The sequence below is a fragment of the Sphingomonas adhaesiva genome (assembly GCF_036946305.1).
In the GTDB taxonomy this organism is placed as follows: Bacteria; Pseudomonadota; Alphaproteobacteria; order Sphingomonadales; family Sphingomonadaceae; genus Sphingomonas; species Sphingomonas adhaesiva_B.
Window position 1 is genome coordinate 90,697 of sequence record NZ_JAQIJJ010000004.1, and the last position, 24,220, is coordinate 114,916.

Sequence of the window (24,220 nt, forward strand, 5' to 3'; positions counted from 1 at the left end):
GCCACGATGCCAGCCGTGGTCGCGCGGATGCGCCTGTGCCGCGACGGAGGTCAATGCGCTCGCCGCGACGACGCCGGCGATGCTCAAGGCCATCAGTTTCATGTGCATCTACTCCTGCTAATGTGCTGTATGAACAGCTTACGCGCGGGGGCCTGCATCGATCCTGAACTTCATGGTAAGCTGACGGTCAGGTTACCGATCGCCTCGCTCAGGCGGATCTGGCACGACAGCCGGCTGGTGCGCCGCGCGTCGGGCACCAGGTCCAGCATGTCCTCCTCCTCCTCGCTCGCGGGCGGCAGCCGCACGGCATCCTCCGCCGCGACGACGACATGACAGGTGGCGCAGGCCAGATCGCCCCCACACGTCCCCTCCAGCGGCATGCCCGCGCGCTGCGCCACGTCGAGCAGACGCTCGCCCGCCCGCCCCTGCTCCTCGCGCACGCCGTCCGCGGTCGCGAACCGCACCTTCATGCCGCCACCCGCTGCGCATCCGCCGCCGCCACGATGCGGTCGAGCGCGGGGACCAGTTCCGCCCCGGTCGTATAGCGGCCGAACCCGATGCGGATCGACGACCGCGCCTCCGCCTCCGACAGCCCGATCGCGCGCAATACGTGGCTCGCGCGGCCCGATCCGCTCGCGCAGGCCGAGCCCGCCGAGAAGGCGACATCGCGCAGGTCGCTCATCAGCCGGCTCACGTCCAATCCGTCGCGCCGCACGTTGAGATTGCCGCGATAGCGCCGCTCGCGCGATCCGTTGATCGTCCAGCCCGCCAGCCGCGACGATGCGACATCGTACAGATGCGCGACATGCGCCGCATCCTCCGCACCGCGCGTGCGCATCACCTCCGCCGCCGCGCCGAACCCGGCGCACAAAGCGGGCGACAGCGTCCCCGACCGGCCGCCCTCCTGATCCCCGCCGTGCAGCAGCGGCGTCGGCCGCACCCCGTCGCGGATCCACAGCGCGCCGATGCCCTTCGGTCCATGCACCTTGTGCGCCGATACCGCGATCAGATCCGCCTCCGTCGGCAGGTCGACGCGGCCATATCCCTGCACCGCATCGCACAGGAACAGTGCGCCCGCCTCATGCGCCAGCCGCGCCAGCGCCGCGACCGGCTGGATCGCCCCAATCTCGTTATTGACCAGCATCGCCGCGACCAGCGTGGTCCCCGGCACGATCGCGCGCGCCGCCGCGTCGAGATCGACGATGCCGTCGCGATCCACCGGCAGCACGACCGCGTCGCCCCGCGCCGCCACGCTGTCCAGCACCGCGGCATGTTCGGTCGCGATCGTCACCACGCGCCCTGCCGGCGCGCCCTTGATCGCCCAGTTCAGCGCCTCGGTCGCGCCGCTGGTGAAGGCGACGCGGCCGCCCGGCGGCAGCAGCGCCGCGACCCGGTCGCGCGCCACCTCCACCGCCGCCTTCGCCGCGCGTCCGGCGCGGTGCGGCGAGTGCGGGTTGGCGAACTGGTCGCGCAGCCACGGCACCATCGCGTCGAACGCCTCGGGCGCCAGCGGGGTCGTCGCCTGATAATCGAGGTAGGTCACGCCGCGATCCGCCGCACGCTCTTCGCCACCGCGCGCCACGTCGCGACGAACCGCGCCACCTCGTCGCGCGTCGTCACCCGCCCGAAGCTGACGCGCACCACCTCGCGCGTCGCCTCCTCGCTCCATCCCATCGCGCGCAGCACATGGCTGGGCTTCAGGCTGCCGCTCGCACACGCGCTCCCCGCCGATACCGCGAAGCCGTCGAGGTCGAAGCGGATCAGCTGCGCCGCCGCGGCCACGCCCGGCATCCGGTACGATCCGATCGCGGCATGCCGCTCCGCACCTTCCGCGACCACCACGCCTCCCGACCGCCGGATCGCATCGTCCAGCAGCGCGCGCAGCTCGCGATGATCCGGCTCCGGCTCCGCCAACGCCGCGGCATAGCCCAGCACGCCCGGCAGGTTCTCGGTCCCGGCACGATAGCCGCGTTCCTGCCCGCCGCTGGGGTGCAGCACCGCCAGATCGCGCACCAGCAGAGCGCCGACCCCCGGCGGTCCGCCGCGCTTGTGCGCCGACAGCGCGACCAGATCGGCATGACAGGCAAGCGCGTCCGATGCGGGCATCTGCGCCGCATCGACCAGTAGAGTGCCGCCGCCCGCGCGCACCGCCGCGGCGATCTCGGCGATCGGCTGGATCACGCCCGTCTCGCTATTGCACCATTGCACCGCCACCAGCGCGCCCTGCACGTCGCCGATCGCGCCCGGATCGACGCGCCCCAGCGTATCCACCGGCAACACCTCCGCCGCTCCCGCCGCGCGCAACGCCGCATCATGCTCCACCGCCGAGACGATCCGCCGCGCCCGCACCGTCCGCGCGATGCCGATCGCCAGCGATTCGCTCGCGCCGCTGGTGAACAGCACCTCCCCGTCCCAGCCATAAGCGGTCGCCACCCGCGCGCGGGCCGCCTCCAGCGCGGCGCGCGCGGCGCGGCCGGGGGCGTGGGGGGACGACGGATTGGCCCATTCCCCCATCGCTTGCGTCACCGCGGCACGGGCCGCCGCGGTCATCGGCGTGGTCGCGGCATGATCGAGGTACGTCGTGTCGGCCAAGAAAAGTTCCCTTATCGCGCGCGACGCCTATATAGCGCGCTTTCCGCAGGCCCCAACGCCCGCCATCAGATCCAGAGTAGCCATGCCCGACGTCATCTTTCCCGGACCCGAAGGCCGTATCGAGGGCCGTTTCGCCCCCGCCCCCCGCCCGCGCGCGCCCGTCGCGATGATCCTCCACCCGCATCCGACCGCGGGCGGCACGATGAACAACAAGATCGTGCAGGAACTCTACAAGACGTTCCAGCGCCGCGGCTTCGCGACGTTGCGCTTCAACTTCCGCGGCGTGGGCAAGAGCCAGGGCGTGTTCGACAACGGCATCGGCGAACTGTCGGACGCCGCCGCCGCGCTCGACTGGGTGCAGAGCTTCCACCCGGAGGCGCAGACGACGTGGATCGCCGGCTTCTCCTTCGGCGCGTGGATCGGCATGCAGTTGCTGATGCGCCGCCCGGAGATCCGCGGCTTCATCTCGATCGCGCCGCCCGCGAACCTGTACGATTTCAGCTTCCTGGCGCCCTGCCCCTCCTCGGGCATCATCATCCAGGGCGCGGAGGACGAGGTCGCCACCCCGCTCGCCACGCAGAAGCTGGTCGACAAGCTGCGCACGCAGAAGCACATCACGATCCACCACGACGTGATCCCGCGCGCCAACCACTTTTTCGAGCATGAGATGGACGATCTGATGAAGTCGGTCGACACGTACCTCGACATGCGGTTGGACCCGAATTCGCCGATCCGGTGATAGTCAGACGTCATTCCCGCGACGGCGGGAATGACGGGAGGGGGCGAGGCGGCGCTCCCACTCCCTCACATCGTCCAGATCAGCACGTTCCCCACCAGCACCACCGCCATCACCAGCAACAGCGCGCCCTTCCTGCGGTCGCGCCCGCTGCCGATCATCCAGCCGCCGCCGATGACGCAGGCGATCGCGCCCAGCATCGCGATCGCGGGCGCCGCCGATGCGATCCCGCCCAGCGCGCCGGTCATGCGTCGCCTCCCGTGATCGCGGCAGCATAGGCCTCGACATCGACGTTCCCGCCCGACAGCACCACCAGCATCCCGGGCGTCGCCGCGACCTTCCCCGCCAGCACCGCCGCCAGTGCCACCGCGCCGCCCGGCTCCACCACCAGCCGTAGCTGCTCCGCCGCCCAGCGCTGCGCTGCGCGTACCTCCGCCTCGCTGACCGCCACGCCGGTCGCATCGCGCCGCGACAGCACGTCGAAGGTCAGCGGCGACACTTCCTTCGTCTGAAGCGAGTCGCAGGCGGTCGGCGGCGGGTTGTCGCCGACCGGCTCGATCCAGCTCGCCTCCAGGCTGCGGCGCATGTCGTCCCAGCCCTCCGGCTCCACCACCGTGATCGCGGCATCCTTCAGCGCCAGCGCGATCCCGGCGGACAGCCCCCCGCCCCCGCACGGCACCACGACATGGGTCGGCTCGCCCAGTCCGGCCGCCGCCATCTGCGCCGCGGCCTCGATCCCGACCGACCCCTGCCCCTCGATGATCCACGGATCGTCGAAGCTGGGGACCAGTGTCGCGCCGCGCGCCTCCGCCAGCCGCGCCGCGATCGCCTCGCGGCTTTCGGTCGCGCGATCGTAATCGACCACCTCGGCGCCCAGCGCCAGCGTCGCGTCGCGCTTCGCGCGCGGCGCGTCGGCCGGCATCACGATCGTCGCCGGCATCCCCAGCCGCCGTGCCGCCCAGGCGATGCCCTGCGCATGATTGCCCGACGAGAAGGCGACCACGCCGCGCGCCCGCGCCTCCGCGCCCAGTTCGGTCAGCCGGTGCCACGCGCCGCGAATCTTGAACGCGCCGATCGGCTGGAGCGATTCGGCCTTGAACACCACGTCGACGTGCCGGATCGACCGCACGAAAATCGGCGTCGGCGGCAGGATCGCGGCCACCTTCGCGGCGGCCTCGCGCACCCCTGCGCGAGTCGGGTGTCGCATAATCGTCACAACTGCACCTTTCGTCGCAGCGACCACTTTACATCCGCGATCACCGACCCTAGTTCGCGCCTCCGCTGCCCCATGGGACTTCCAACCGCAAGGCAGCTTTTGTCACCGTATGCCGCAAGGCAATTGGAGGTCCCTTGAGTTGCACCAGCATCATCGCGCGCTGGGGCTAGCTGCCCCCTCGACTGCTCCCGCCACCATCGTCGGCGGAGCCATCGACATTGCCGCCCGTCGTCCGGTCCAGCCGGTGACGATCGTCCGTCCGCACGCCGCGGCACGGGCCGCCCGCTTCTTCACGGAGAAGTTTCCGGGCCGGTCCATGTATGCGGTGAAGGCGAACCCGTCGCCGGACCTGATCCGCATCCTCTACGACAACGGGGTGACGACGTTCGACGTCGCCTCGATCGCGGAGGTGCGTCTGGTTGCCCGCACCGTTCCGCAAGCGACGCTCTGCTTCATGCACCCGGTCAAGGCCGAGGAAGCGATCGCCGAGGCGTATTTCACGCACGGCGTGCGCACCTTCTCGCTGGACAGCATGGAAGAGCTGGACAAGATCGTGCGCGCCACCCGCGGTGCCGCGGACCTGACGCTGTGCGTCCGTCTGCGCGTGTCGTCGGAACATTCGAAGCTGAGCCTGGGGTCGAAGTTCGGCGTCGCGCCGGACGAGGCGAAGGAGCTGTTGTTCGCCACGCGCCAGGTCGCCGATGCGCTCGGCATCTGCTTCCATGTGGGCTCGCAGGCGATGACGCCCACCGCCTATTCGGACGCGATGGAGCGCGTGCGCCAGGCGATCGTCGGTGCGGCGGTGACGGTCGACGTCATCGACGTCGGCGGCGGCTTCCCCTCGGCCTATCCGGGGATGACCCCGCCGCCGCTGGAGCTGTATTTCGAGACGATCCATCGCGCGTTCGAGAGCCTGCCGATCAGCTATTCGGCCGAACTCTGGGCGGAGCCGGGCCGTGCGCTGTCGGCGGAGTACAGTTCGGTCGTGGTGCGCGTCGAGCGTCGCCGGGGCGAGGAATTGTATATCAACGACGGCGCCTATGGCGCGCTGTTCGACGCGGCGCATATCGGCTGGCGCTATCCGGTCGTGCTGCTGCGCGAGCCGGAGTCGGTGGTGCGCGACCACGGCTTCAGCTTCTGGGGGCCGACCTGCGACGATCTCGACCATATGCCCGGCCCGTTCCCGCTGCCGGCGGACGTGACCGCGGGTGATTATATCGAGGTCGGGATGCTGGGGGCGTATGGGGCCGCGATGCGCACCGCGTTCAACGGCTTCACCTCGGACGAGACGGTGGTCGCCACCGACGAGCCGATGGTGTCGCTGTACACCGCGGCCGCGCCGCAGGTCGCCAGCAACGTCGTCAAGCTGTAACGCAACCTCATCACTGATTCGGCGGCGGCACGGGCCACCCGTGCCGCCGTCGTGCGGGTCTTCGCGTCCCCTTTGAACGACGTGTCCTACCCTGTGGGAGCCACCCATGACCGACACCCTTTCCAAGACCGCGGCGTCCAACGCCCCGATCAACGACACCCGCAAGGCGGAACTGCTGTCGAAGACGGTCAAGCATATCGACATCAAGAGCTTCGACGCGCGCCCAATCGTGGACGCGATGGCGGACATGAGCTTCACCAGCCGCGACCTGGGCCGCGCGACCAAGATCTACAACGACATGCTGGCCGACAAGGACTGCACCGTCTGCCTCGTGATCGCCGGATCGACCTCGGCCGGCGGCTGCATGGACCTGTATGCGGAGCTGGTGCGCAACAACATGGTCGACGTGATCGTCGCCACCGGCGCCACCATCGTCGACATGGATTTCTTCGAGGGGCTGGGCCACAAGCATTATCAGGCGCAGGAAATCCCCGACGACGATACGCTGCGCTCGCTCTACATCGATCGCATCTACGACACGTACATCGATGAGGAGCAGCTCCAGCACGTCGACCACACGATCTTCGAGATCGCGGAGTCGCTGGAGCCCAAGGCCTATTCCTCGCGCGCCTTCATCCGCGAGATGGGCAAGTACCTCGCCGAGCATGGCAAGAAGGAGAACAGCCTCGTCAAGCTCGCCTATGAGCATGACGTGCCGATCTTCTGCCCGGCGTTCGTCGATTCCTCGGCGGGCTTCGGCCTGGTCAAGCATCAGGTCGATGCCGCCAAGGCGGGCCGTCCGTACCTGATGATCGACGCGGTCGCCGACTTCCGCGAGCTGACGCAGATCAAGATCGAGGCGGGCGTCACCGGCCTGCTGATGATCGGCGGCGGCGTGCCGAAGAACTTCATCCAGGACACCGTCGTCTGCGCCGAGATCCTGGGCCATGACGATGTCGAGGTTCACAAATACGCGGTGCAGATCACCGTCGCCGACGTGCGCGACGGCGCCTGCTCCTCCTCGACGCTGCAAGAGGCGGCCAGCTGGGGCAAGGTGAACACCGCGATCGAGCAGATGGTGTTTGCGGAGGCCGGCTCGGTGATGCCGCTGCTGGCGTCCGACGCCTATCATCGCGGCCTGTGGAAGGATCGGGCCGTCCGCGGGTGGGCGAAGCTCTTCAACAAGTAAGCATCGGGAGACTGGCGATGGCCAAGGGCGAAACGTTCGAACGCCATCGCCAGCCCTGGACGGCGGACGAGATCCAGAAGCTGCATACGCTCGCCAAGAAGGGCATGGCGCTGAAGGCGATCGCCAAGGCGCTCAAGCGATCGGAGGAATCCACCAAGGATCGCGCCAAGGCCGACGGCCTGTCGATCGCCAAGCTGCGCTGAATCCACGCGTCACGCCGGATCAAGCCCGGCGCGACGGACGATCACAACGGCGTCCCCGCCTGCCATCGCTCCAGCTCCACCGGATCGTGCGTGCAGGTGACGTCCACCGCCCCGCGCCGCTCCACCGACAGCGCGCGCAGCCGCGCCTGATTGTCGAGCCGGCTGCGCGCATCCACCTCCATGAATCGCTGATACGCACGCAGCCCCGGCGTGCAGCGGCGCCGTGCCGCGCGCATCTCGCCACGATAGAAATAGGCATCGCCCGCGTGGAGCAGCCAGCGTCCGTCGTCGCGCCGCACCGCGACCCCGGCGTGACCCCAGGTATGGCCGGGCAGCGGCACCATCAGGATGTCGGGCGGCAGGCCGTCCAGATCGCGCACCGCGTCGAAGCCGAACCAGGACTCGCCCTGCGCACCGTACCGACGCCAGCGCGCGACATCGTCCAGCTGCGATGGACGCCAGCGATTCCGCGCGACGAACCCGGTCTGCGGCGCGGTCGCATCGTCATATTCGCGCTGCATCACATGGACGGTCGCGTTCGGGAAATCCTCCAGTCCGCCGGCGTGGTCGAAATCGAGGTGGGTGGCGAGGATATGGCGCACATCGGCCGCGCGATGGCCCAGCGCCTCGATCTGCCGGATCGCCGTGTCGCGCTCGTGCAGCCGGATGTTGAGCATCATCCGCCACGGCAGCGGGATGCGCGGATCGGGCCGGCGGTGCGGATGCGCCACGTCGCGCAGGCCGTAGCCGGTATCGACCAGCACCAGGCCGTGCGCCTCCGTCTCGATCAACAGGCAGTGGCAGACGATCCGCCCCAGCGGCCCCAGGCTGCGCCCGTCGAACAGGGCACCGCCCAGCGGACAGTCGGTGCCGCAGTTGAGATGGTGTATGCGCATGCGATCCTCCGCCATGAAGACGGAAGAAAGGGCGTCAGATCAGTACGTTCCGGGCGATGACACAGGTTACCATCCGCCGCCCGCGGCAAGATATTCCCGCTCCTGCGCGCTGTTTTCGCGGCCCAGTGCGGCGTTGCGCGACGGAAAGCGGCCGAACCGATCGATCACTGCGGCATGATCGCGCGCGAATCTCGCGTTTTCCTCGATCCCCAGCGCCTCGAACAGGCGCACGCTGACTGCCTGCCCCTCCGCATCCTCTGCGTGCATCATCGGCATGTACAGGAACACGCGCTGCTCCGGCGACAATCGTGCGTCCCAGCCGCGATCGAGTGCAAGGCGGGTCAACTCCTGCGCCAGCGCATCGTTGGCGAACGCTTCCGCCTGCCCGCGGAACAGGTTGCGCGAAAACTGGTCGAGCACGATGATCGCCGCCAGCAACGTGCGCGGATCGTCGCGCCACCCTGCCGCCCCGGTCGCCGCGACACGGGCGTGCAGCGTGCCGAACCGCTCGCGGATCTCGGCGTCGAGCGCCTCGTCCTTCGCGAACTGCTGCTCGGTCGACAGCGCGAACCAGAAGTCGAGCACCTCGCCCGTCCAAGTATCGACTTCGCTGTCCGTCATCCCTAGATCGCCCGCCATGTCCGCTCCTTCCGCGCCGGAGGTCGTCACCCTCGGCTGCCGCCTCAACATCGCCGAAAGCGAAACGATCCGGCAGCTGGCGGGCAGCGGCACGGTGGTGGTCAACGGCTGCGGCGTCACCAACCAGGCGGTGAAGGACACGCGCACCGCGATCCGGCGGCTGCGGCGTGCCCGGCCGGACGCGGAACTGGTCGTCACCGGCTGTGCGTCGGAGATGGACCGCGCGGGGTTCGCCGCGATGCCGGAGGTGGATCGCCTCGTCGCCAATGCCGCCAAGCTGCTGCCGGACAGCTGGGGCGCCCGGCCCAACGCCCCGCGCCCGCGCCGTCAGACACGCGCCTTCCTGGGCGTGCAGAACGGCTGCGACCATCATTGCACCTTCTGCGCCATCCCGCAGGGCCGCGGCCGCAATCGCGCCGACCCGGCGACCGAGGTCGTGCTGCGCGTCACCGCCGCGGTGGAGGCGGGCGCGCGCGAGATCGTGCTGAGCGGGGTCGACCTCGCCAGCTACGACGATCGCGGTGCCGGGCTGGCGGTGCTGCTCGCGCGCATCCTCGCCGACGTGCCGGGGCTGGAGCGCATCCGGCTGTCCTCGCTCGATCCCGCCGCGATCGACGATGCGCTGTTCGCGCTGCTGACGCAGGAGCCGCGCATCATGCCGCACGTCCATCTGTCGTTGCAGGCAGGCGACGACCTGATCCTCAAGCGGATGCGCCGCCGCCATCGCCGCGCCGATGCCATGGCGCTGATCGATCGCCTGCGCACCGCACGTCCGGCGATGTCGATCGGCGCCGACCTGATCGCGGGCTTCCCGACCGAGGACGAGGCGATGTTCGCCAACACGCTCGCCGCGATCGAGGACGGGGCGATCGCCCATGCGCATGTCTTTCCCTATTCGCCGCGCGCCGGCACGCCCGCGGCGCGGATGCCGCAGATCGATCCCGCGGTGGCCCGTGCACGCGCCGCGCGGCTGCGTGCCGCCTCCGCCAGAGTCCTCGCCCGCCACCTCGCCGCACAGGTCGGCACATGCCAACCGGTGCTGATCGAACGTCCCGGCGATCGCGGTCATGCGCCCGACTTCGCGAGCGTGCGCCTTGCCGCGCCCTCTCCTTCCCACCCGATCGGCAGCGTCGCCGCGGTGACGATCACCGCCGCCACCGCCGATCACCTCATCGGAACCATCGCATGAGCACGAGCTGGCACGACAAGCTCCTTGGCGGCTTTCGCCGCACCTCCGACCGGCTGGTCGGCAATCTCGCCGGGCTGGGCGGTGCGCGGCTGGACGAAGCGACGCTGGACGAGGTGGAGGAGGCGCTGATCGCCTCCGATCTCGGCCCGCAGACCGCGGCGCGGGTGCGCGAGCGGCTGGCCGAGGGGCTGTTCGAGCGCAACATGGAGGAGCTGGGCATTCGCCTGGTCGTCGCGGAGGAGGTCGAGAAAGTGCTGCGCCAGGTCGCGCGCCCGATCGGCATCGACGCCTTCCCCCGGCCGCAGGTGGTGCTGGTGATCGGCGTCAACGGCTCCGGCAAGACGACCACCATCGCCAAGCTGGCGCATCTGTTCCTGGAACAGGATTATCAGGTCATGCTGGCGGCGGGCGACACCTTCCGCGCCGCTGCGATCGGCCAGCTGAAGACCTGGGCGGAGCGGATCGGCGTCCCCATCGTCACCGGGCCGGAGGGCGGTGACGCTGCCGGGATCGTATGGGACGCGGTGAAGCAGGCGACCGCGATCGGCACCGACGTGCTGATCGTCGACACCGCCGGGCGCCTCCAGAACAAGCGCGAGCTGATGGACGAACTGGCCAAGATCCGTCGCGTGCTCGGCCGGCTGAACCCCGCCGCGCCGCACGACGTTCTGCTGGTGCTGGACGCGACCACGGGGCAGAATGCGCTGAACCAGATCGAGGTGTTCAAGGATGTCGCGGGCGTCACCGGGCTGGTCATGACCAAGCTGGACGGCAGCGCGCGCGGCGGCGTGCTGGTCGCGGCGGCGGAGCGCTTCGGCCTGCCGATCCATGCGATCGGCGTGGGCGAGACGATGGACGACCTGCGCCCGTTCGACGCGCGCGAGGTCAGCCGCATCATCGCGGGCGTCGACGACAGCGGGCGCGGCCGATGAGCGGGCAGATGGAAACGAAGGCCGAAGGCGGCGCGGGCATCCGCGCGCTGGTCGATTACGGCCCGCTCGCCGCCTTCTTCATCGCCAATTTCCTGCTGCCCGCGGAAACCGCGCGGCGGATCGTCGCCACCTTCACCGGCACGCTGTCGGGGCTGGGCCAGGTCGAGGCGCTGCTGCTCGCCCGGGTGATCGTCGCGACCGCGGTGTTCGTCCTCGCCAGCATCGTCGCGCTGGGGATCGCGCGCGCGAAGCTGGGGCGCGTGCCGCCGATGCTGCTGATCTCGGCGGGGCTGGTGATCGTGTTCGGCGGGCTGACGATGTATTTCCGCGATCCCCGCTTCATCCAGATGAAGCCGACGATCGTCTATGCGCTGCTCGCCGCGGTACTGGGGTTCGGCGCGGCGACCGGGCGGCCGCTGCTGCAACAATTGATGGGCAGCGCCTATCCCGGCCTGCGAGAGAGCGGGTGGCGACGCCTGACGCTCAACTGGGTGTGGTTCTTCGTCGGCATGGCGGTGCTGAACGAGGCGGTGTGGCGCGGCGCCGGGGTCGCCTTCGGCCCGGCGCGCGGGTGGGACCTGTGGGCGATCTACAAAGTGTGGATCGTCATCCCGACGACATTGCTGTTCGCGGTCGCCAACGTGCCGATGCTGATGCGGCACGGCCTGACACTCGGGGACGAGACACCGGTTCCGCCGGAAGGGTGATGTTCGCGCAAGTACGCGAAGCCGCGAGGAAGAAGTTGGGTTCGCGCAGAGGCGCAGAGACGCGGAGAGGTTGCGTTTTCGGCTATGCCCCGAGCCGCCATGGGCGGCTCACTCGCGGCTGACGGATGCATGGTTGCTGTCGCGGATCAGAGCCGCGAACATGACCTCTTTGCGTCTCCGCGCCTCTGCGCGAACCCAACTTCTTCGTGTCTTCGCGCGAACAAAAAGGCCGGCGGAATCACCGCCGGCCCCCAAACGATCAGCCGACCGCCGCGTCGTAGCGGCGTCCCGCCTCGTCCCAGTTCACCACGTCCCACCACGCCTTCAGATAGCCGGGGCGGTCGTTCTTGTAGGTGAGATAATAAGCGTGCTCCCACACGTCGTTGCCCAGGATCGGCGTGCCCTTGTCCTTGGCATCGTCCATCAGTGGATTGTCCTGGTTCGGAGTCGACGTCACCTTCAGCGCGCCCGACGAATCCGCGATCACCCAGGCCCAGCCGGAGCCGAACTGGCCCGCGCCCTTGGTGTTGAACTCTTCCTTCAGCTTGTCGAGCCCGCCGAACGCCTCGATCGCCTCCGCCAGCTTGCCCGACGGCTGGGTCGAACCCTTCGGCCCCATGATCTTCCAGAAGAAGTCGTGGTTCCAATAGCCGCCGCCGTTGTTGCGCACCAGCGGGGGCAGCTGGGAGATCATCCCCAGGATCTCCTCGATCGACTTGCCCTCCAGCTTCGCGTCGGCGGCCACGCCCTCGTTCAGTTTCGCGGTGTAGGCCGCATGGTGCTTGTCATGGTGAAAGGTCATCGTCTCCTTGGAGATGACCGGCTCCAGCGCGTCATAGTCGTAGGGGAGCGGCGGGAGTTCGAAAGCCATGGAATCCTCCTTCGGTTCGCGTCGAGCAACGCGATGCGCCCCAAATGGCTCCGGTCGCGACCAAGCGCAACCTCGTTACGCCATCGCTCCGATCAGGTCGTGGCGCCGCAGCGCATGGCGCAACTGGTCGTAGCTGAGCCCCAGCGCCTCCGCGGTCGCGCGCTGGTTGAAGCGGTGGTCGGCCAGCGTCTTCGCCAGCAGCTCGCGCTCGAACCGCGCGACGCGGCTCTTGAAATCGGACGGCCCCTCCTCGCACGCGACGACGGGCGAATCCTCGGGCAGTTCCTCCTGCTGCGCCGCCGGCGCGGCCTCGGGCGCGCGCGCGCGCAGCGACGCGGTGGGCCGATACGGCGAAGCGAACGGATCGAACTCCACCGCGCCGATCGCTCCGGGCCGCTCCCAGCGATAGACCGCGCGCTCCACCACGTTGCGCAGCTCGCGCACATTGCCGGGCCAGCGATATTCGCGCATCGCGTCCATCGCCTCCTCGGCAAAGCCGGGCCATTCGTCGCGCCCCAGCTCGGCCGACATCCGCCGCCCGAAGAATTCCGCCAGCACGGGAATGTCGCTCCGGCGCGCGCGCAGCGGCGGCAGCGTCACCACCTCGAACGACAATCGATCGAGCAGGTCGGCGCGGAAGCTGTGGTCCTCGACGCGGTCGGGCAGATGCTCGTTGGTCGCCGCGACGATGCGCACGTCGACGCGGATCGGGCGTGAGGAGCCGATCCGCGTCACCTCGCCATATTCGACCGCGCGCAGCAGCCGCTCCTGCGCGCCCATCGACAGCGTGCCGAGTTCGTCGAGGAACAAGGTGCCGCCATCGGCTTCCTCGAATCGCCCGACGCGCGCCTTGGTCGCGCCGGTGAAGGCGCCCGCCTCATGCCCGAACAGCTCGGCCTCGATCAGCGTCTCGGGCAGCGCGGCGCAGTTCATCGTCACCAGCGGCTGATCCCACCGCTGCGACAGATGGTGGAGGCGTTCCGCCACCAGCTCCTTGCCCGTGCCGCGCTCGCCGATCACCAGCACCGGGCGATCGAGCACCGCGGCGCGGCTGGCGCGCTCCAGGGCATCCAGAAAGGCCCCCGATTGGCCGATGACCTGCGTCGTGCGATCCATGCGCCAACATGTGGCGCAAATCGCCAGAGGCTGGCAACGGCAAAGATCGGTCAGCCGGCAGAATCCTGATAAAATGGCGGAAATGCGTGGTTCTGAAAACTGGCACGCCTCCTGCAAAGCTGTTGGCATGCCGCCGCAACGACGGCGCCACGCCATTGAGGAGACACACCATGACCGACACCGCCGCCACCTTCGGCAGCAAGCTCGCCGCGATCGCCCTCACCGCCCTGGTCAGCGCCACGCTGGTCTTCGGTGCGGTGGGTCCCGCGACGGCGCTGGGACATGCGCCGGCCCCCACCGCACGCGCCGTAGCGTAAGCGGGGATGGGGCGCGGGACAGACCCTCCCCGCGCCCCGTTCGATCCGCTACAGTGCGAGCGTCACCTTCGGAGTCCTTATCGAATGGGCATTTTTTCCCGAACCCGCGACATCGTCGCCGCCAACATGGCCGAGCTGCTCGACAGGGCGGACGACCCGGCGAAGATGGTTCGAATCATTATCCTGGAGATGGAGGAGACGCTGGTCGAGGTCCGTGCCTCCGCCGCGCGCACCATCGCCGACCAGAAGGAGATGCGCCGCCATATCCAGAAGCTGGCCGACCTGGAGGCCAACTGGACCGAAAAGGCGGAACTGGCGCTGTCCAAGGACCGCGAGGATCTCGCCAAGGCCGCGCTGGTGGAACGTCGCAAGGCCGCCGACATGGGCGCGCAGCTGCGCGCCGAGGTGACGACGCTGGAAGAGGCGCTGCGCAGCTCGGAGGAAGATATCGCCAAGCTGCAGAGCAAGCTGCGCGAGGCGCGCGCGAAGCAGAATGCGATCGCCACCCGGCTGGAGAGCGCCAACACCAAGGCGCGGCTGCGCGAGATGTGGAACGGGCCGAAGACGCATGAGGCGTTCAGCCGCTTCGAGGTGCTGGAACGCCGCGCCGACGAGGCGGAGGGCCGTGCCGAGGCGATGGGGCTGGCGCCCAGGTCGCTCGACGAGGAAATCGACGCGCTGCGCTCCAGCGACAAGATCGATGCCGAGCTGGCCGCGCTCAAGGCGCGATTGAACAAGGAAGGTTGAGGGTCATGGACATCGTCCCGTTCGTTGCGATCATTTCGCTCTTCATCGCGCTGCCGTGGCTGATCCTCCACTATGTCACCAAGTGGAAGACCGCGCCCAAGATGACCGGCGAGGACGAGCGCCTGCTCGACGAGATGCACAATCTCGCGCGCCGGTTGGAGGACCGCGTCAATACCGTCGAACGGCTGGTCGCCGCCGACAATCCCGATTTCCGCCCGGGTCTGGCCGACTATCGCTCGCAGCCCGATTACCGCCTCGACGCGCCCACGCAGCAGCGGAGGAACTGATGTCCGACAACAGCCGCACCCGTTTCTACCTGGATAAGCAGGACGCCAAGTGGAAGGGCGTCTGCGCCGGGATCGCCGACTATACCGGGATCGAGGTCATCTGGGTCCGCATCGCGATGATCCTGCTGACGCTGGCCGGCGGGTTCCCCTGGACGCTGATCGCCTATGCGCTGATCGCATGGATGGCGGAGCCCAAGCCGATCGATCTCTATCAGGATCGTGCCGACCAGAAATTCTGGCAGGGCGTGCGCTCCAACCCGACGCGCTCCACCGCGGAGGTCCGCGCCAAGTTCCGCGAGCTCGATCGCCGGCTGGCCGATATCGAGCTGCACTATACCAGCCGCAACAGCGCGCTGGCCAATGAGATCGAAAGCCTGCGCTGACGGGCACGACGGGGAGTTGCACGACATGAACGGTCCGAGTTTCGCGCTGACCATCGTCGCCATCTGCATGGCGGCCTGGGTCATCAACAACTGGATCCGCGCCCGCCACGGCTATTCGATCAGCGACGATTGGGGTCGCAACATCGAGAAGCCGGATCCCGCCGCCGATCGCCAGGTCGCCTTGCTGACCAACGAGAACGAGCGGCTTGCCGGGCAGGTGCACCGGCTGGAGGAGCGGATCGCGGTGCTGGAGCGGATCGCGACCGATCCCGCCATCCGCACCGCGCAGGAGATCGAGGCGCTGCGCCAGCGCTGATACCGACAATCGTCGCGACGGCGAGGGCCGACGCGAGAAGGAGTAGGAAGATGGGTCCGTTTTCAATGGTCGTCGCGATCGTGTTCATCGCGATGCTGGGGAAGGTCCTGCAGGAGCGCTATCGCGCGATGGGGCGGATGGCGGAGAATGGCGGCTCGCCGCACCTCCCGTCCGCCGATGCCGAGCGCGCGCGCGACGAGGTGCGCCAGCTGAAGGAACGCGTCGCGGTGCTGGAACGCGTCATCACCGACAATCACGGCAGCGTCGATCTGGAACGCCAGATCGAGCAGTTGCGCGATCGCTGACGCGGTCGCCCAGAGAGCCAGGGAAGCAACGATCATGTCCGATCCAGACTTCTACCTCACCATGGCGGCGACCGCGCTGGCGGCGCTGGGGATGCTGGTCCTCGCCGCGCTCAACGGCTGGCGCGGCTGGCTCCAGCTCAAGCAGCAGGAACTGCGCGCCGACCCCGCCCCGCTCGCCGTGCCCAGCGCCAGCGCACGGATCGAGATCGCGGACCTCAAGGAGCGGATCCGCAAGCTGGAGGCGATCGCCGCCGGCGTCGACCTCTGACGGTTGCGGGCGCGGAGCCGGCACGGTAGCGCGCGCGCATGACCGACACGCTCGACGACGTCCGCGAGGAATATGGCTTTCTGGAGGGGGACGACCGCTACCCGCCTGCTGGTCGACCTGGGGCGGGCGCTGGAGCCGATGCCCGACGCGCTGAAGACCGATGCGACGCTGGTGCGCGGCTGCTCCGCCTCGGTCTGGGTCTATCCCACGGTCGCGGACGACGGGACGCTCCATTTCCTCGCCGATAGCAACGCCGCCATCACCAAGGGGATCATCGCGCTGGTGCTGCTAACGGTGCAGGATCGCGCACCCGCCACGATCCTCGCCACCGATATCGAACGCGAACTGGCGCCGTTCGAACTGAAGGCGCAGCTCAGCTCCAACCGGACGCAGGGCATTCCCAACATGATCGCGCTGATCCGCGAGACGGCGCAGCGCTACGCGGGCCGATAGGCCAGCCGATCGTCACCCCGGACTTGATCGGCGCTTATCCCCTTCAAACAACTATTCTTCCTGCCACCCCGGCGAAGGCCGGGGTCCAGTCGCGGAACAAGAGCTGGCGAGCGCTGTGCGTCGTCACCGCGACCTTCCCGACTGGACCCCGGCCTGCGCCGGGGTGGCGGACTTTTCTAAACGGGACAAGCACCTATCCATCCGCGAACGTCACGCGTGCGGCGGCATGACGGTTCCGACTTACCCCCGCCGCGCCTGCGCATGCACCTCGGCGCGCGACAACAGCGCATCCAGATCCTCGCGGCTGATGTCGAAGCTCTCGTGCATCTCCTCCAGCGCGGCATCGATGTCGGCGAGGTGGAGCCCGGGCGGCATCGGCGCGGGTGGCGGTGCGGGACGGTGCGGATAGGACCGCGCCCTCATCCGGTGGAAGAACATGCCCAGCGCGACCAGCGCGATCGAGTTGATCCCCACCGGCGCGAACGCGAAGGCATAGCCGGCGGCGTGGATGCCCTGGCTGCCGATCACCGCGGTCAGCGCCGCCGCGCCGCCCGGCGGATGCAGGCACCGCAGCAGCGACATCACCAGGATCGCCGCACCCACCGCCACCCCCGCCGCGATCGTGGCATCGGGCACCAGGTTGAACGCGCTCACCCCGACCAGCGTGGAGATGACGTTCCCGCCCACCACCGGCCATGGCTGCGCCAGCGGACTGGCGGGCACCGCGAAGACCAGCACCGCGGACGCGCCCAGCGGCGCCACGATGATCGGCAGGTCCGCGATCGGCAGCGGCACCTGCGCGCAGACGAAGATCGTCAGCGCGATCCCGATCGTCGCGCCGACGCAGGCGACCAGCCGCTCCGGCAGATGTGCGCCCGCGACGATCGGACGGAACAGCCGCGTCATGCCGCGCGCGTGCCCCATGGGTTCTCGCGAAACCATTTGGTGATGATGTACTTGGTCCCCTCCACCACCGGCATGCCTTCGTGCAGCGTCTGCATATCGGGGCTGCCGTCGGCGGCCATGTTGTTCCATGCCAGCAACAGGCCGCGCCGCGGCGACACCCGCAGCCCACCCTGGGGGAACCAGGTCGCGCCCCCCTCCTCCACCTCGTTGAGGTAGATCATCGCGGTCCAGGTGCGCTGCCCGCCGCTCGCCTGCATCCGCGGCCAGTAGCTTTCGCCTTCGTGGAAATAATCGTGATGCGCGCGGAAATGCTGGCCGGGGGCGTAGCGCTGCCCCTGCATCGTCTCGCCATGTTCGGGCGCGATGCCCAGCGTCTCGGCGATATAGCGGTCGATCTCGCGGATGCCGTCTGCGTTGCGATCCATGTCGCAGCTGTCGCTGGTCCGGTTCGCACCCGATCCCGCGTCCGACAGCAAGGTCGACGGGCGCCGGTTGGCCTCGATCAGCGCGATCAGCCAGTCGCAGTTCGCCGCATCGAGGAAGCCGGGGCAGCGCCACGCCTGGACGCTGTCGCTGGGCAGCCGCTGCATCCGCGCGTCCGCCTCCAGCCGCGCCGCCACCGCGTGGCCGATCGCGGCGCGCACGGCGGAGGGGCGGCCCGGCATGTTGGTAGTGATCGCCATGTGGCTGCTTTTGCAAGCCCGGCGCGCCGGTTCAAGAGCGGCGCGCCGGTACCCACTTACCAGAAGAGGCCGGGGATCATGTCGACGACCTGCCCGGTGTAGATATCGACCAGCAACGCGTCGTCATAATAGCGTACCCAGCGATACGGACCATAGGCATCGGGCAGGCGATAAGACCAGGGATCGTCGATCCAGTAATTCTGCCCGAACAGCGGCGCCGCCAGCCTGACCCCGATCGAGAAGCGGGTGTAGCCGCGATCCCAGCCATAGGGCGCATAATAGCGCGGCAGGCGGTATTGCTGGCGATTGGCCGCCCGATAGCGCGTCCAGTCGTAGCGGCGATCCTGCCGCCAGCCGCGATCCCAGCCACGATCGCCGCGGCCCCAATCGCCTCCCTGCCAACCCTGCCGGGCCTGCCAATCCCGTCCCTGCCAGTCTCTGCGGTCGCGATCGTTCCAGTCGCGGCGCCCGCTCGCCCAGTCGCCGCGGCGCTGCGCGTCACGCACCCAGTCGCCACCGCGCCGGTCGTCACGCCAGTCGGGGCGTGCGGGGTCGGGACGCTGCCATCCGCCGCGATCGTCGCGCCCCGCCTGCGGCGGCACCGTCGGCATCACCGGGCGATCGTTGCGCCAGTCGCGCTCCGGGCGGCCCTGCGGCCCGTCGCGATCCGGGCGGTTCTGGCGCCACTCGCCCATCGGACGATCGGGGCGCCCCTGACGCCACTCGCCCGCCGGGCGATCCGGCCGCTCGGCCCCCGGCCCCGGCCCCGGCCCCGGCCCCGGCCCCGGCCCCGGCGCGGCGGGCGCCCCCTGCGGTCGGTCGGGGCGCGGCCCACGCCCCGGCAGCTCGCCGCGCGCCTCCATCCGCGCGCGCATCGCATCGCGCACCGACATGTCCTGCGCCAGAGCCGCGCCCGGCAGCAGCGCCACCGCGGACATCAACGTCGCCACCATCGCCTTCATCATCGCCAGCGTCTTTCCACCTGCCGGCGCACAAGCCGGCCCTACGATGACGTCTGTGTGCCACCGTCGCGCGGAACGATCGCTGAACCGCTCCGTCAGCGAAATGACAGCATTAGGCGAAGGTTCTCAAGGGCATTCCCGTCACCCCGGGCCTGACCCGGGGCTTATCCTCTTCAATCAAGTATTCTTCCTGCCACCCCGGCGCAGGCCGGGGTCCAGTCGGGAAGGTCGCTGTGACGACGTACAGCGCTCGCCAACCTTTGTTCCCCAACTGGACCCCGGCCTTCGCCGGGGTGGCGTGCTTGTCCGAACGGGACAAGCACCGATCAAGGCCGGGGTGACGGGATCGAGGGCATGCGGCCGCCCCCCGATCGTCAGGCCGCCGCTATCGCCAGATCCTTCGCCTTGGCGTAATCCGCCTTGCCGTTGGGCGCGCGCAGGCTCTGCGCGGTCGCGACCAGCAGCTTGGGCAGCTTGTATCCCGCCAGGTGGCGCCGCAGTTCGTCGCGCGTCGCCGCCTCGTCATAGCCCGCGCCGGCGCGCACCACCGCGGTGACCGACTGGCCCCAGCGCGGGTCGGGCGTACCGAACACCAGCGCGTCCTCCACCCCCGGACACAGCTTCAGCGCTTCCTCGACCTCTTCGGGAAAGATCTTCTCGCCCGCCGAATTGATGCATGCCGATCCGCGCCCCAGCAGCACCAGCGACCCGTCGGCATTCACCTTCGCATGATCGCCCGACACGACATAGCGGACGCCGTCGATCACGCGGAAGGTCCGCGCGCTCTTCTCCGGATCCTTGTGATATTCGACCGGGCCGGGCGGGGCGAGCACCACCTTGCCGGTCACGTCGCTGCCGGGCACCACGTCGCGGTCGTCGTCGTCCAGCACGCGGCAGCGCGGGCCGACCATGAAGCGCGCGGTCTCCACCGTGCCGTCGCGCGTCGTCACCGACGCCCCCATCCCGATCGCCTCGGAGGAGCTGAAATTGTCCTGGCACATCGCATCGGGCATGTGACGGATCAGCCCGTCCTTGACCGCCTGCGTCCACATCACGCCGGACGAGGAGATGAGCCGCACCGCCGACACGTCCCACCGCCCCGGCTCGCGGTCCAGCGCCTCCAGGACCGGGCGCGCGAAGGCATCGCCCACCACGATCAGCCGGTTGGCCTGCCAGCGGTCGATCGCGTCCAGCGCCTCCTCCGCGCGGAAGCTGGTGGAGGGCAGCGTCGCCACCATGCCGCCGGCCAGCAACGCGCCATAGGAGGACAGCAGGCCGGTGCCATGCATCAGCGGCGGGCCGCAGACGGTGCGCGGATAATCGGCATTGGCCGCGGCGAAGGCGGCCGCCTCCTCCACCGTCTGCGGGATCGGCAGCCCCTGCGACGCCGCGACCGCCAGGCCGATCGCGTTGAGGTCGGCATGCTGCCACACCACGCCCTTGGGCATCCCCGTGGTGCCGCCGGTATAGATGAAGAAGCGATCCGCCGGGTCGCGCGCGATCCCCAGCGCCGTCGCATCGCCCGCGGTCAGATCGTCGAACCGTTCCGCGAAATCGGGCGCCGCGCCCTCGCCGCCGATCTCGACCCACGTCCGGACCCCGGGCGCGCCGGGCACCACCTGCACCACCGCGTCGCGCAGCCGCGCGTCGTACAGCAGCACGGTCGCATCGCTGTCCGCCAGGATGTACGCCAGCTCCTCCGCGACATAGCGGTAGTTGACGTTGACGTGCGTGCCGCGCGCCTTCCAGCACGCAACCAGCCCGACCAGATAATCCGCCGAATTATAGGCATAGAAGGCGAACCGCTCCCCCGGCGACAGCCCGCGATCCACCAGCGCGCGGGCAAGTGCGTTCGATCGCCGGGCGAGCGTCGCCCAGTCGATCACCTGCTCGCCATGCGCCAGCGCCACGCGGTCGCCGGGCACCGCCCGCTCGACCGCCTCGATCATGTCGCCGAAGTTGAAGCTCATCCCGCAACCCCTCTCACCAATGGGGTTTTCCCCCAATATTCATCGCGAAGGAGCCGCTTGTACAGCTTGCCCGTGTCATGCCGCGGCAGTTCGTTGCGGAAATCGATCCGGCGCGGCGTCTTGACGTGGCTCAGGTTCGCGCGCGCGAATTCGGTCAGCTCAGCGGCCAGTTCCGGTCCCGCGCTCTCGGGATCGCGCGGCTGCACCACCGCCACCACTTCTTCGCCCATCTCGTCGTGCGGCGCGCCGATCACCGCGACGTCCGCCACCTTGGGATGCGTGACCAGCAGGTTCTCGATCTCGGCCGGGTAGATGTTCACCCCGCCCGAGATGATCATGAAGCTCTTGCGGTCGGTGAGGTACAGGAACCCCTCCTCGTCCACCCAGCCCACGTCGCCCAGCGTGGTCCAGCCCTTCGCATTGGTCGAATCGCGCGTCTTCGCGGCATCGTTGTGATAGGTGAAGATCTGCTCGCCGGTCGGGCTCTCGAAATAGATCGCGCCCTCGGTCCGCGGCGGCACCTCATTGCCGTCCTCGTCGCAGATGTGCGTGATCGTGGTCAGGTTGCGCCCGACCGATCCCTTATGCGTCAGCCAGTCCGCCGCGCCGATCGCATGGAAGCCGTTGCCCTCCGTCCCGGCATAATATTCGCCGACGATCGGACCCCACCATTCGATCATCTTCTCCTTGACCGGGATCGGGCACGGCGCCGCGGCGTGCCACACCGCCTTCAGCGACGACAGATCGTAGCGCGTGCGCACCTCGTCGGGCAGCTTGAGCATGCGGATGAAATGCGTCGGCACCCATTGCGCATGGGTGACGCGATAGCGCTCGATATAGTCCAGCGCCTTTTCGGCATCGAACCGCTCCATCACCACCACCGTGCCGCCAAGCTGCTGCACCGCCATCGACCAGCGCAGCGGCGCGGCGTGATAGAGCGGCGCGGGGCTGAGATAGACCATGTCGGGCGAAAAACCGTAGAGCGCCTGCCCGAGCGTCACCAGCGGCGACAGGTTGGTGCCGAACGGCTCCTCCGACAGCGCGTGCTTGACCCCCTTGGGTTGGCCGGTGGTGCCCGACGAATAGAGCATCGTGCCGCCCGGCGACGGGTCGGCGATCGGCGTCGCGGGCTGCGCATCGCGCGCCGTCTCGTACCGCTCGTAACCGGCGAGGTCGCCATCGACGATATAGCGCGTCAGGTCGCCTATCGCGGGCAGCAGCGCGGTGGCGCATTCCGCTGTCCCGCGCGACACGATCAGCACCCGGCAATTGCCGTCGCGGATGATATAATCGGCCTCCGCCACGCTCAGCTTGGAGGAGATGCAGGTGCAATAGACGCCGGTGCGCTCCGCCGCCCACATGATCTCCAGATAGCGCGGCGAATTGTCCATCATCACCGCGATGCCGTCGCCCCGCTTCAGCCCCAGCGACCGGATCAGTTGCGCGCCCTGGTTGGCGCGATGGTCCAGCTCGCCATAGGTCACCGTCTCGCCCGTCCCCGCCATGATGTACGCGGGCTTGTCGGGCATCGCCTGCGCATGGGCGACCGGGTGCTGCATCATTCTCTCTCCATCATGGTCGGGCGGGGCCGCGTCGATCCGCGCGGCCCCTTCCCTGCTTTGTTCAGGCGTCCAGCCGCTCGACGACGATCGCTGGCGCCATCCCGCCCGCGGCGCACATCGTGACCAGGCCATAGCGCTTGTTCTGGCGCTCCAGCTCGTCGACCACGGTGCCGATCAGGATCGCGCCGGTCGCGCCGATCGGATGACCCAGCGCGATCGACCCGCCGTTGACGTTCACCTTCGACCGGTCGAGGTCGAGATCGCGGATGAACTTTTCCGCCACCACCGCGAACGCCTCGTTGATCTCCCACAGGTCGATGTCGTCCTTGGTCAGCCCCGCCTTCGCCAGCACCTTCTTCGCCGCCGGCACCGGCGCGTTGAGCATCAGCGTGGGATCGTCGCCGACATTGGCGGTGGCGACGATGCGCGCGCGCGGCGTCAGGCCGTGCTTCTCGGCATAGTCCTTCGACGCCAGCAGCACCGCCGCCGCGCCGTCCACCACGCCCGACGAATTGCCGGCGTGATGGAAATGCTGGATCTCAAGATCGGGGTATTTCGCATTGATCTGCTTGCGGAACGTGTCGCCCGACTTGTTGTACGGCATGTCCGCCATGGCGGCGAAGCTGGGCTTCAGCGCGGCCAGACCCTCGGCCGTGGTCTGCGGGCGCGGATATTCGTCATGGTCGAGCACGGTGTTGCCCGCATCGTCCACCACGGGGACGATCGACTTCTTGAAGCGCCCTTCCTTGATCGCGATCTCGGCGCGGCGCTGGCTCTCCAGCCCCAGTGCGTCCAGTTCCTCGCGCGTGATCCCCTCCATGCTGGCGATCGCGTCGCCGCAGATGCCCTGATGGCTCTGCGGATGGCTGAGGTTGAGGCGCGCATTGCCCGATCCCATGCCGAGCGGGGGCTTGCCGCTCTCCATGTCCTCCTGCGCCATCGCCGCGGTCAGGCTCATCATCTCGGTCCCGCCCGCGATGACCAGATCCTCCATCCCGCTCATGATCTGCGCCGCGGCGAAATTCACCGCGGTGATGCCGCCGCCGCAGAACCGGTCCAGCGTCGTGCCCGACGCCTTGACGTCATAGCCCGCGTCCAGCGCCGCCATCCGCCCCAGGTCGCCGCCCTGCTTGCCGCGCTGCGACGAGGTCGACCAGATGATGTCGTCCACTTCCGCGGTATCGAGGTTGTTGCGTTCCTTGATCGCCTTCAGCACGGTGGCGGCCAGATGCTGCGGATGCATGTCCGCCAGCGCGCCCTTCCCCTGCTTGCCGATGCCGCGCGGCGTGCGCACCGCGTCGATGATATAGGCCTCACCCATGACGAACCTCTCCTGTATTCCCGAACTGACGCGACGGACGGCTCTTTACCGCCGCCGAATTCCGGCATAACCTTCGTTATGG

29 protein-coding genes and 1 pseudogene are annotated in these 24,220 nt (G+C 68.9%); 15 read left to right on the top strand and 15 right to left on the bottom strand.

Annotation, left to right across the window (positions count from 1 at the left end):
- Positions 1 to 170: 170 nt before the first annotated feature.
- From PGN14_RS06845 to PGN14_RS06855, 3 genes are read right to left on the bottom strand one after another with little or no spacing between them, the layout of a single operon-like run.
- Entirely contained in the window at positions 171 to 470 is a 300-nt protein-coding gene (locus tag PGN14_RS06845; RefSeq protein WP_335298718.1) for a 2Fe-2S iron-sulfur cluster-binding protein, read from the bottom strand.
- Positions 467 to 1,543: a cysteine desulfurase family protein gene (locus tag PGN14_RS06850; RefSeq protein ID WP_335298719.1), complete on the bottom strand. Its 1,077-nt coding sequence runs from the start codon at positions 1,541 to 1,543 to the stop codon at positions 467 to 469. Before PGN14_RS06850 ends, PGN14_RS06845 begins: the two co-directional genes overlap by 4 nt.
- Positions 1,540 to 2,592 carry a cysteine desulfurase family protein gene (locus PGN14_RS06855; RefSeq protein WP_335298720.1) on the bottom strand — a complete coding sequence of 351 codons (1,053 nt, stop codon included), beginning with the start codon at positions 2,590 to 2,592 and terminating at the stop codon, positions 1,540 to 1,542. Before PGN14_RS06855 ends, PGN14_RS06850 begins: the two co-directional genes overlap by 4 nt.
- Positions 2,593 to 2,674: 82 nt before the next feature.
- On the opposite strand from PGN14_RS06855, the gene PGN14_RS06860 reads away from it, so the two are divergent.
- The gene (locus tag PGN14_RS06860) at positions 2,675 to 3,331 is read left to right on the top strand and encodes an alpha/beta hydrolase (protein ID WP_335298721.1); all 657 of its coding nucleotides are present in this window, start codon (positions 2,675 to 2,677) and stop codon (positions 3,329 to 3,331) included.
- Between the two features lie 65 nt (positions 3,332 to 3,396).
- Here PGN14_RS06860 and PGN14_RS06865 read toward each other — a convergent pair whose 3' ends face one another.
- The gene (locus PGN14_RS06865; protein WP_335298723.1) at positions 3,397 to 3,576 is read right to left on the bottom strand and encodes a hypothetical protein; all 180 of its coding nucleotides are present in this window, start codon (positions 3,574 to 3,576) and stop codon (positions 3,397 to 3,399) included.
- Complete coding sequence (locus tag PGN14_RS06870) at positions 3,573 to 4,535, bottom strand: threonine ammonia-lyase (RefSeq protein WP_335298724.1); 963 nt, start codon at positions 4,533 to 4,535, stop codon at positions 3,573 to 3,575. Before PGN14_RS06870 ends, PGN14_RS06865 begins: the two co-directional genes overlap by 4 nt.
- 148 nt (positions 4,536 to 4,683) lie before the next feature.
- Between PGN14_RS06870 and PGN14_RS06875 the strand changes: the two genes are divergently transcribed.
- The 3 genes from PGN14_RS06875 (at position 4,684) to PGN14_RS06885 (ending at position 7,308) form a co-directional block, all read left to right on the top strand.
- Positions 4,684 to 5,916 (top strand): type III PLP-dependent enzyme, encoded by a 1,233-nt coding sequence (locus PGN14_RS06875; protein WP_335298725.1) that lies wholly within the window; start codon positions 4,684 to 4,686, stop codon positions 5,914 to 5,916.
- A 106-nt stretch (positions 5,917 to 6,022) separates the two neighbouring features.
- Positions 6,023 to 7,105 (top strand): 1,9-bis(guanidino)-5-aza-nonane synthase, encoded by a 1,083-nt coding sequence (locus tag PGN14_RS06880; RefSeq protein ID WP_335298726.1) that lies wholly within the window; start codon positions 6,023 to 6,025, stop codon positions 7,103 to 7,105.
- Between the two features lie 17 nt (positions 7,106 to 7,122).
- Complete coding sequence (locus tag PGN14_RS06885) at positions 7,123 to 7,308, top strand: hypothetical protein (protein ID WP_017978200.1); 186 nt, start codon at positions 7,123 to 7,125, stop codon at positions 7,306 to 7,308.
- A gap of 41 nt (positions 7,309 to 7,349) precedes the next feature.
- On the opposite strand, the gene PGN14_RS06890 is transcribed toward PGN14_RS06885, so the two are convergent.
- Together PGN14_RS06890 and PGN14_RS06895 are read right to left on the bottom strand one after the other, a co-directional pair.
- A complete protein-coding gene (locus tag PGN14_RS06890; protein ID WP_335298727.1) occupies positions 7,350 to 8,204 on the bottom strand; it encodes an MBL fold metallo-hydrolase in 855 nt (284 codons plus the stop codon).
- 66 nt (positions 8,205 to 8,270) lie between these two features.
- Positions 8,271 to 8,825, bottom strand: coding sequence for a DUF924 family protein (locus PGN14_RS06895; protein ID WP_335298728.1), 555 nt, complete (start codon positions 8,823 to 8,825; stop codon positions 8,271 to 8,273).
- 16 nt (positions 8,826 to 8,841) lie between these two features.
- On the opposite strand from PGN14_RS06895, the gene PGN14_RS06900 reads away from it, so the two are divergent.
- The 3 genes from PGN14_RS06900 to PGN14_RS06910 are packed head-to-tail and all read left to right on the top strand — an operon-like array spanning position 8,842 to position 11,671.
- Positions 8,842 to 10,032 (top strand): MiaB/RimO family radical SAM methylthiotransferase, encoded by a 1,191-nt coding sequence (locus tag PGN14_RS06900; RefSeq protein WP_335298729.1) that lies wholly within the window; start codon positions 8,842 to 8,844, stop codon positions 10,030 to 10,032.
- Positions 10,029 to 10,964 (top strand): signal recognition particle-docking protein FtsY, encoded by a 936-nt coding sequence (ftsY, locus tag PGN14_RS06905; protein WP_335298730.1) that lies wholly within the window; start codon positions 10,029 to 10,031, stop codon positions 10,962 to 10,964. Before PGN14_RS06900 ends, ftsY begins: the two co-directional genes overlap by 4 nt.
- Before the next feature lie 8 nt (positions 10,965 to 10,972).
- A complete protein-coding gene (locus tag PGN14_RS06910) occupies positions 10,973 to 11,671 on the top strand; it encodes an inner membrane-spanning protein YciB (protein ID WP_335298731.1) in 699 nt (232 codons plus the stop codon).
- A 259-nt stretch (positions 11,672 to 11,930) separates the two neighbouring features.
- Here the strand turns inward: PGN14_RS06910 and PGN14_RS06915 are convergent, their stop codons facing one another.
- Both PGN14_RS06915 and pspF read right to left on the bottom strand, forming a co-directional pair.
- Positions 11,931 to 12,542 carry a superoxide dismutase gene (locus PGN14_RS06915; protein ID WP_335298733.1) on the bottom strand — a complete coding sequence of 204 codons (612 nt, stop codon included), beginning with the start codon at positions 12,540 to 12,542 and terminating at the stop codon, positions 11,931 to 11,933.
- Positions 12,543 to 12,617: 75 nt separating this feature from the next.
- Positions 12,618 to 13,658: a phage shock protein operon transcriptional activator gene (gene pspF, locus PGN14_RS06920; protein ID WP_335298734.1), complete on the bottom strand. Its 1,041-nt coding sequence runs from the start codon at positions 13,656 to 13,658 to the stop codon at positions 12,618 to 12,620.
- A 170-nt stretch (positions 13,659 to 13,828) separates the two neighbouring features.
- Between pspF and PGN14_RS06925 the strand changes: the two genes are divergently transcribed.
- The 8 genes and pseudogenes from PGN14_RS06925 to PGN14_RS06960 all read left to right on the top strand — a co-directional run bounded on the left by PGN14_RS06925 (position 13,829) and on the right by PGN14_RS06960 (position 16,734).
- Positions 13,829 to 13,975 (top strand): hypothetical protein, encoded by a 147-nt coding sequence (locus PGN14_RS06925; RefSeq protein ID WP_335298735.1) that lies wholly within the window; start codon positions 13,829 to 13,831, stop codon positions 13,973 to 13,975.
- Between the two features lie 84 nt (positions 13,976 to 14,059).
- Entirely contained in the window at positions 14,060 to 14,722 is a 663-nt protein-coding gene (pspA, locus tag PGN14_RS06930; protein ID WP_335298736.1) for a phage shock protein PspA, read from the top strand.
- Between the two features lie 5 nt (positions 14,723 to 14,727).
- Positions 14,728 to 15,009, top strand: a complete 282-nt coding sequence (gene pspB / locus PGN14_RS06935) for an envelope stress response membrane protein PspB (protein ID WP_335298737.1) — start codon at positions 14,728 to 14,730, stop codon at positions 15,007 to 15,009.
- Positions 15,009 to 15,392 carry an envelope stress response membrane protein PspC gene (gene pspC, locus PGN14_RS06940; RefSeq protein WP_335298739.1) on the top strand — a complete coding sequence of 128 codons (384 nt, stop codon included), beginning with the start codon at positions 15,009 to 15,011 and terminating at the stop codon, positions 15,390 to 15,392. Before pspB ends, pspC begins: the two co-directional genes overlap by 1 nt.
- Positions 15,393 to 15,417: 25 nt before the next feature.
- The gene (locus PGN14_RS06945; RefSeq protein WP_335298740.1) at positions 15,418 to 15,708 is read left to right on the top strand and encodes a hypothetical protein; all 291 of its coding nucleotides are present in this window, start codon (positions 15,418 to 15,420) and stop codon (positions 15,706 to 15,708) included.
- Positions 15,709 to 15,758: 50 nt separating this feature from the next.
- Positions 15,759 to 16,013, top strand: a complete 255-nt coding sequence (locus tag PGN14_RS06950; protein WP_335298742.1) for a hypothetical protein — start codon at positions 15,759 to 15,761, stop codon at positions 16,011 to 16,013.
- 34 nt (positions 16,014 to 16,047) lie between these two features.
- Positions 16,048 to 16,281 (top strand): hypothetical protein, encoded by a 234-nt coding sequence (locus PGN14_RS06955; protein WP_335298743.1) that lies wholly within the window; start codon positions 16,048 to 16,050, stop codon positions 16,279 to 16,281.
- A gap of 38 nt (positions 16,282 to 16,319) precedes the next feature.
- Positions 16,320 to 16,734, top strand: a pseudogene (locus PGN14_RS06960) (SufE family protein).
- Positions 16,735 to 16,974: 240 nt separating this feature from the next.
- Here PGN14_RS06960 and PGN14_RS06965 read toward each other — a convergent pair.
- From PGN14_RS06965 to PGN14_RS06990, 6 genes are all read right to left on the bottom strand, one after another.
- On the bottom strand, positions 16,975 to 17,640 hold the full coding sequence (locus PGN14_RS06965) for an HPP family protein (protein WP_335298744.1): 666 nt from the start codon (positions 17,638 to 17,640) through the stop codon (positions 16,975 to 16,977).
- On the bottom strand, positions 17,637 to 18,323 hold the full coding sequence (locus PGN14_RS06970) for a prolyl hydroxylase family protein (RefSeq protein WP_335298745.1): 687 nt from the start codon (positions 18,321 to 18,323) through the stop codon (positions 17,637 to 17,639). Before PGN14_RS06970 ends, PGN14_RS06965 begins: the two co-directional genes overlap by 4 nt.
- A gap of 56 nt (positions 18,324 to 18,379) precedes the next feature.
- Positions 18,380 to 19,288: an RcnB family protein gene (locus tag PGN14_RS06975; RefSeq protein WP_335298746.1), complete on the bottom strand. Its 909-nt coding sequence runs from the start codon at positions 19,286 to 19,288 to the stop codon at positions 18,380 to 18,382.
- Positions 19,289 to 19,659: 371 nt separating this feature from the next.
- Complete coding sequence (locus PGN14_RS06980; protein ID WP_335298747.1) at positions 19,660 to 21,255, bottom strand: AMP-binding protein; 1,596 nt, start codon at positions 21,253 to 21,255, stop codon at positions 19,660 to 19,662.
- Entirely contained in the window at positions 21,252 to 22,814 is a 1,563-nt protein-coding gene (locus tag PGN14_RS06985; RefSeq protein ID WP_335299182.1) for an acyl-CoA synthetase, read from the bottom strand. Before PGN14_RS06985 ends, PGN14_RS06980 begins: the two co-directional genes overlap by 4 nt.
- Before the next feature lie 64 nt (positions 22,815 to 22,878).
- Positions 22,879 to 24,138, bottom strand: coding sequence for an acetyl-CoA C-acetyltransferase (locus PGN14_RS06990; protein WP_335298748.1), 1,260 nt, complete (start codon positions 24,136 to 24,138; stop codon positions 22,879 to 22,881).
- Positions 24,139 to 24,220 lie beyond the last annotated feature (82 nt).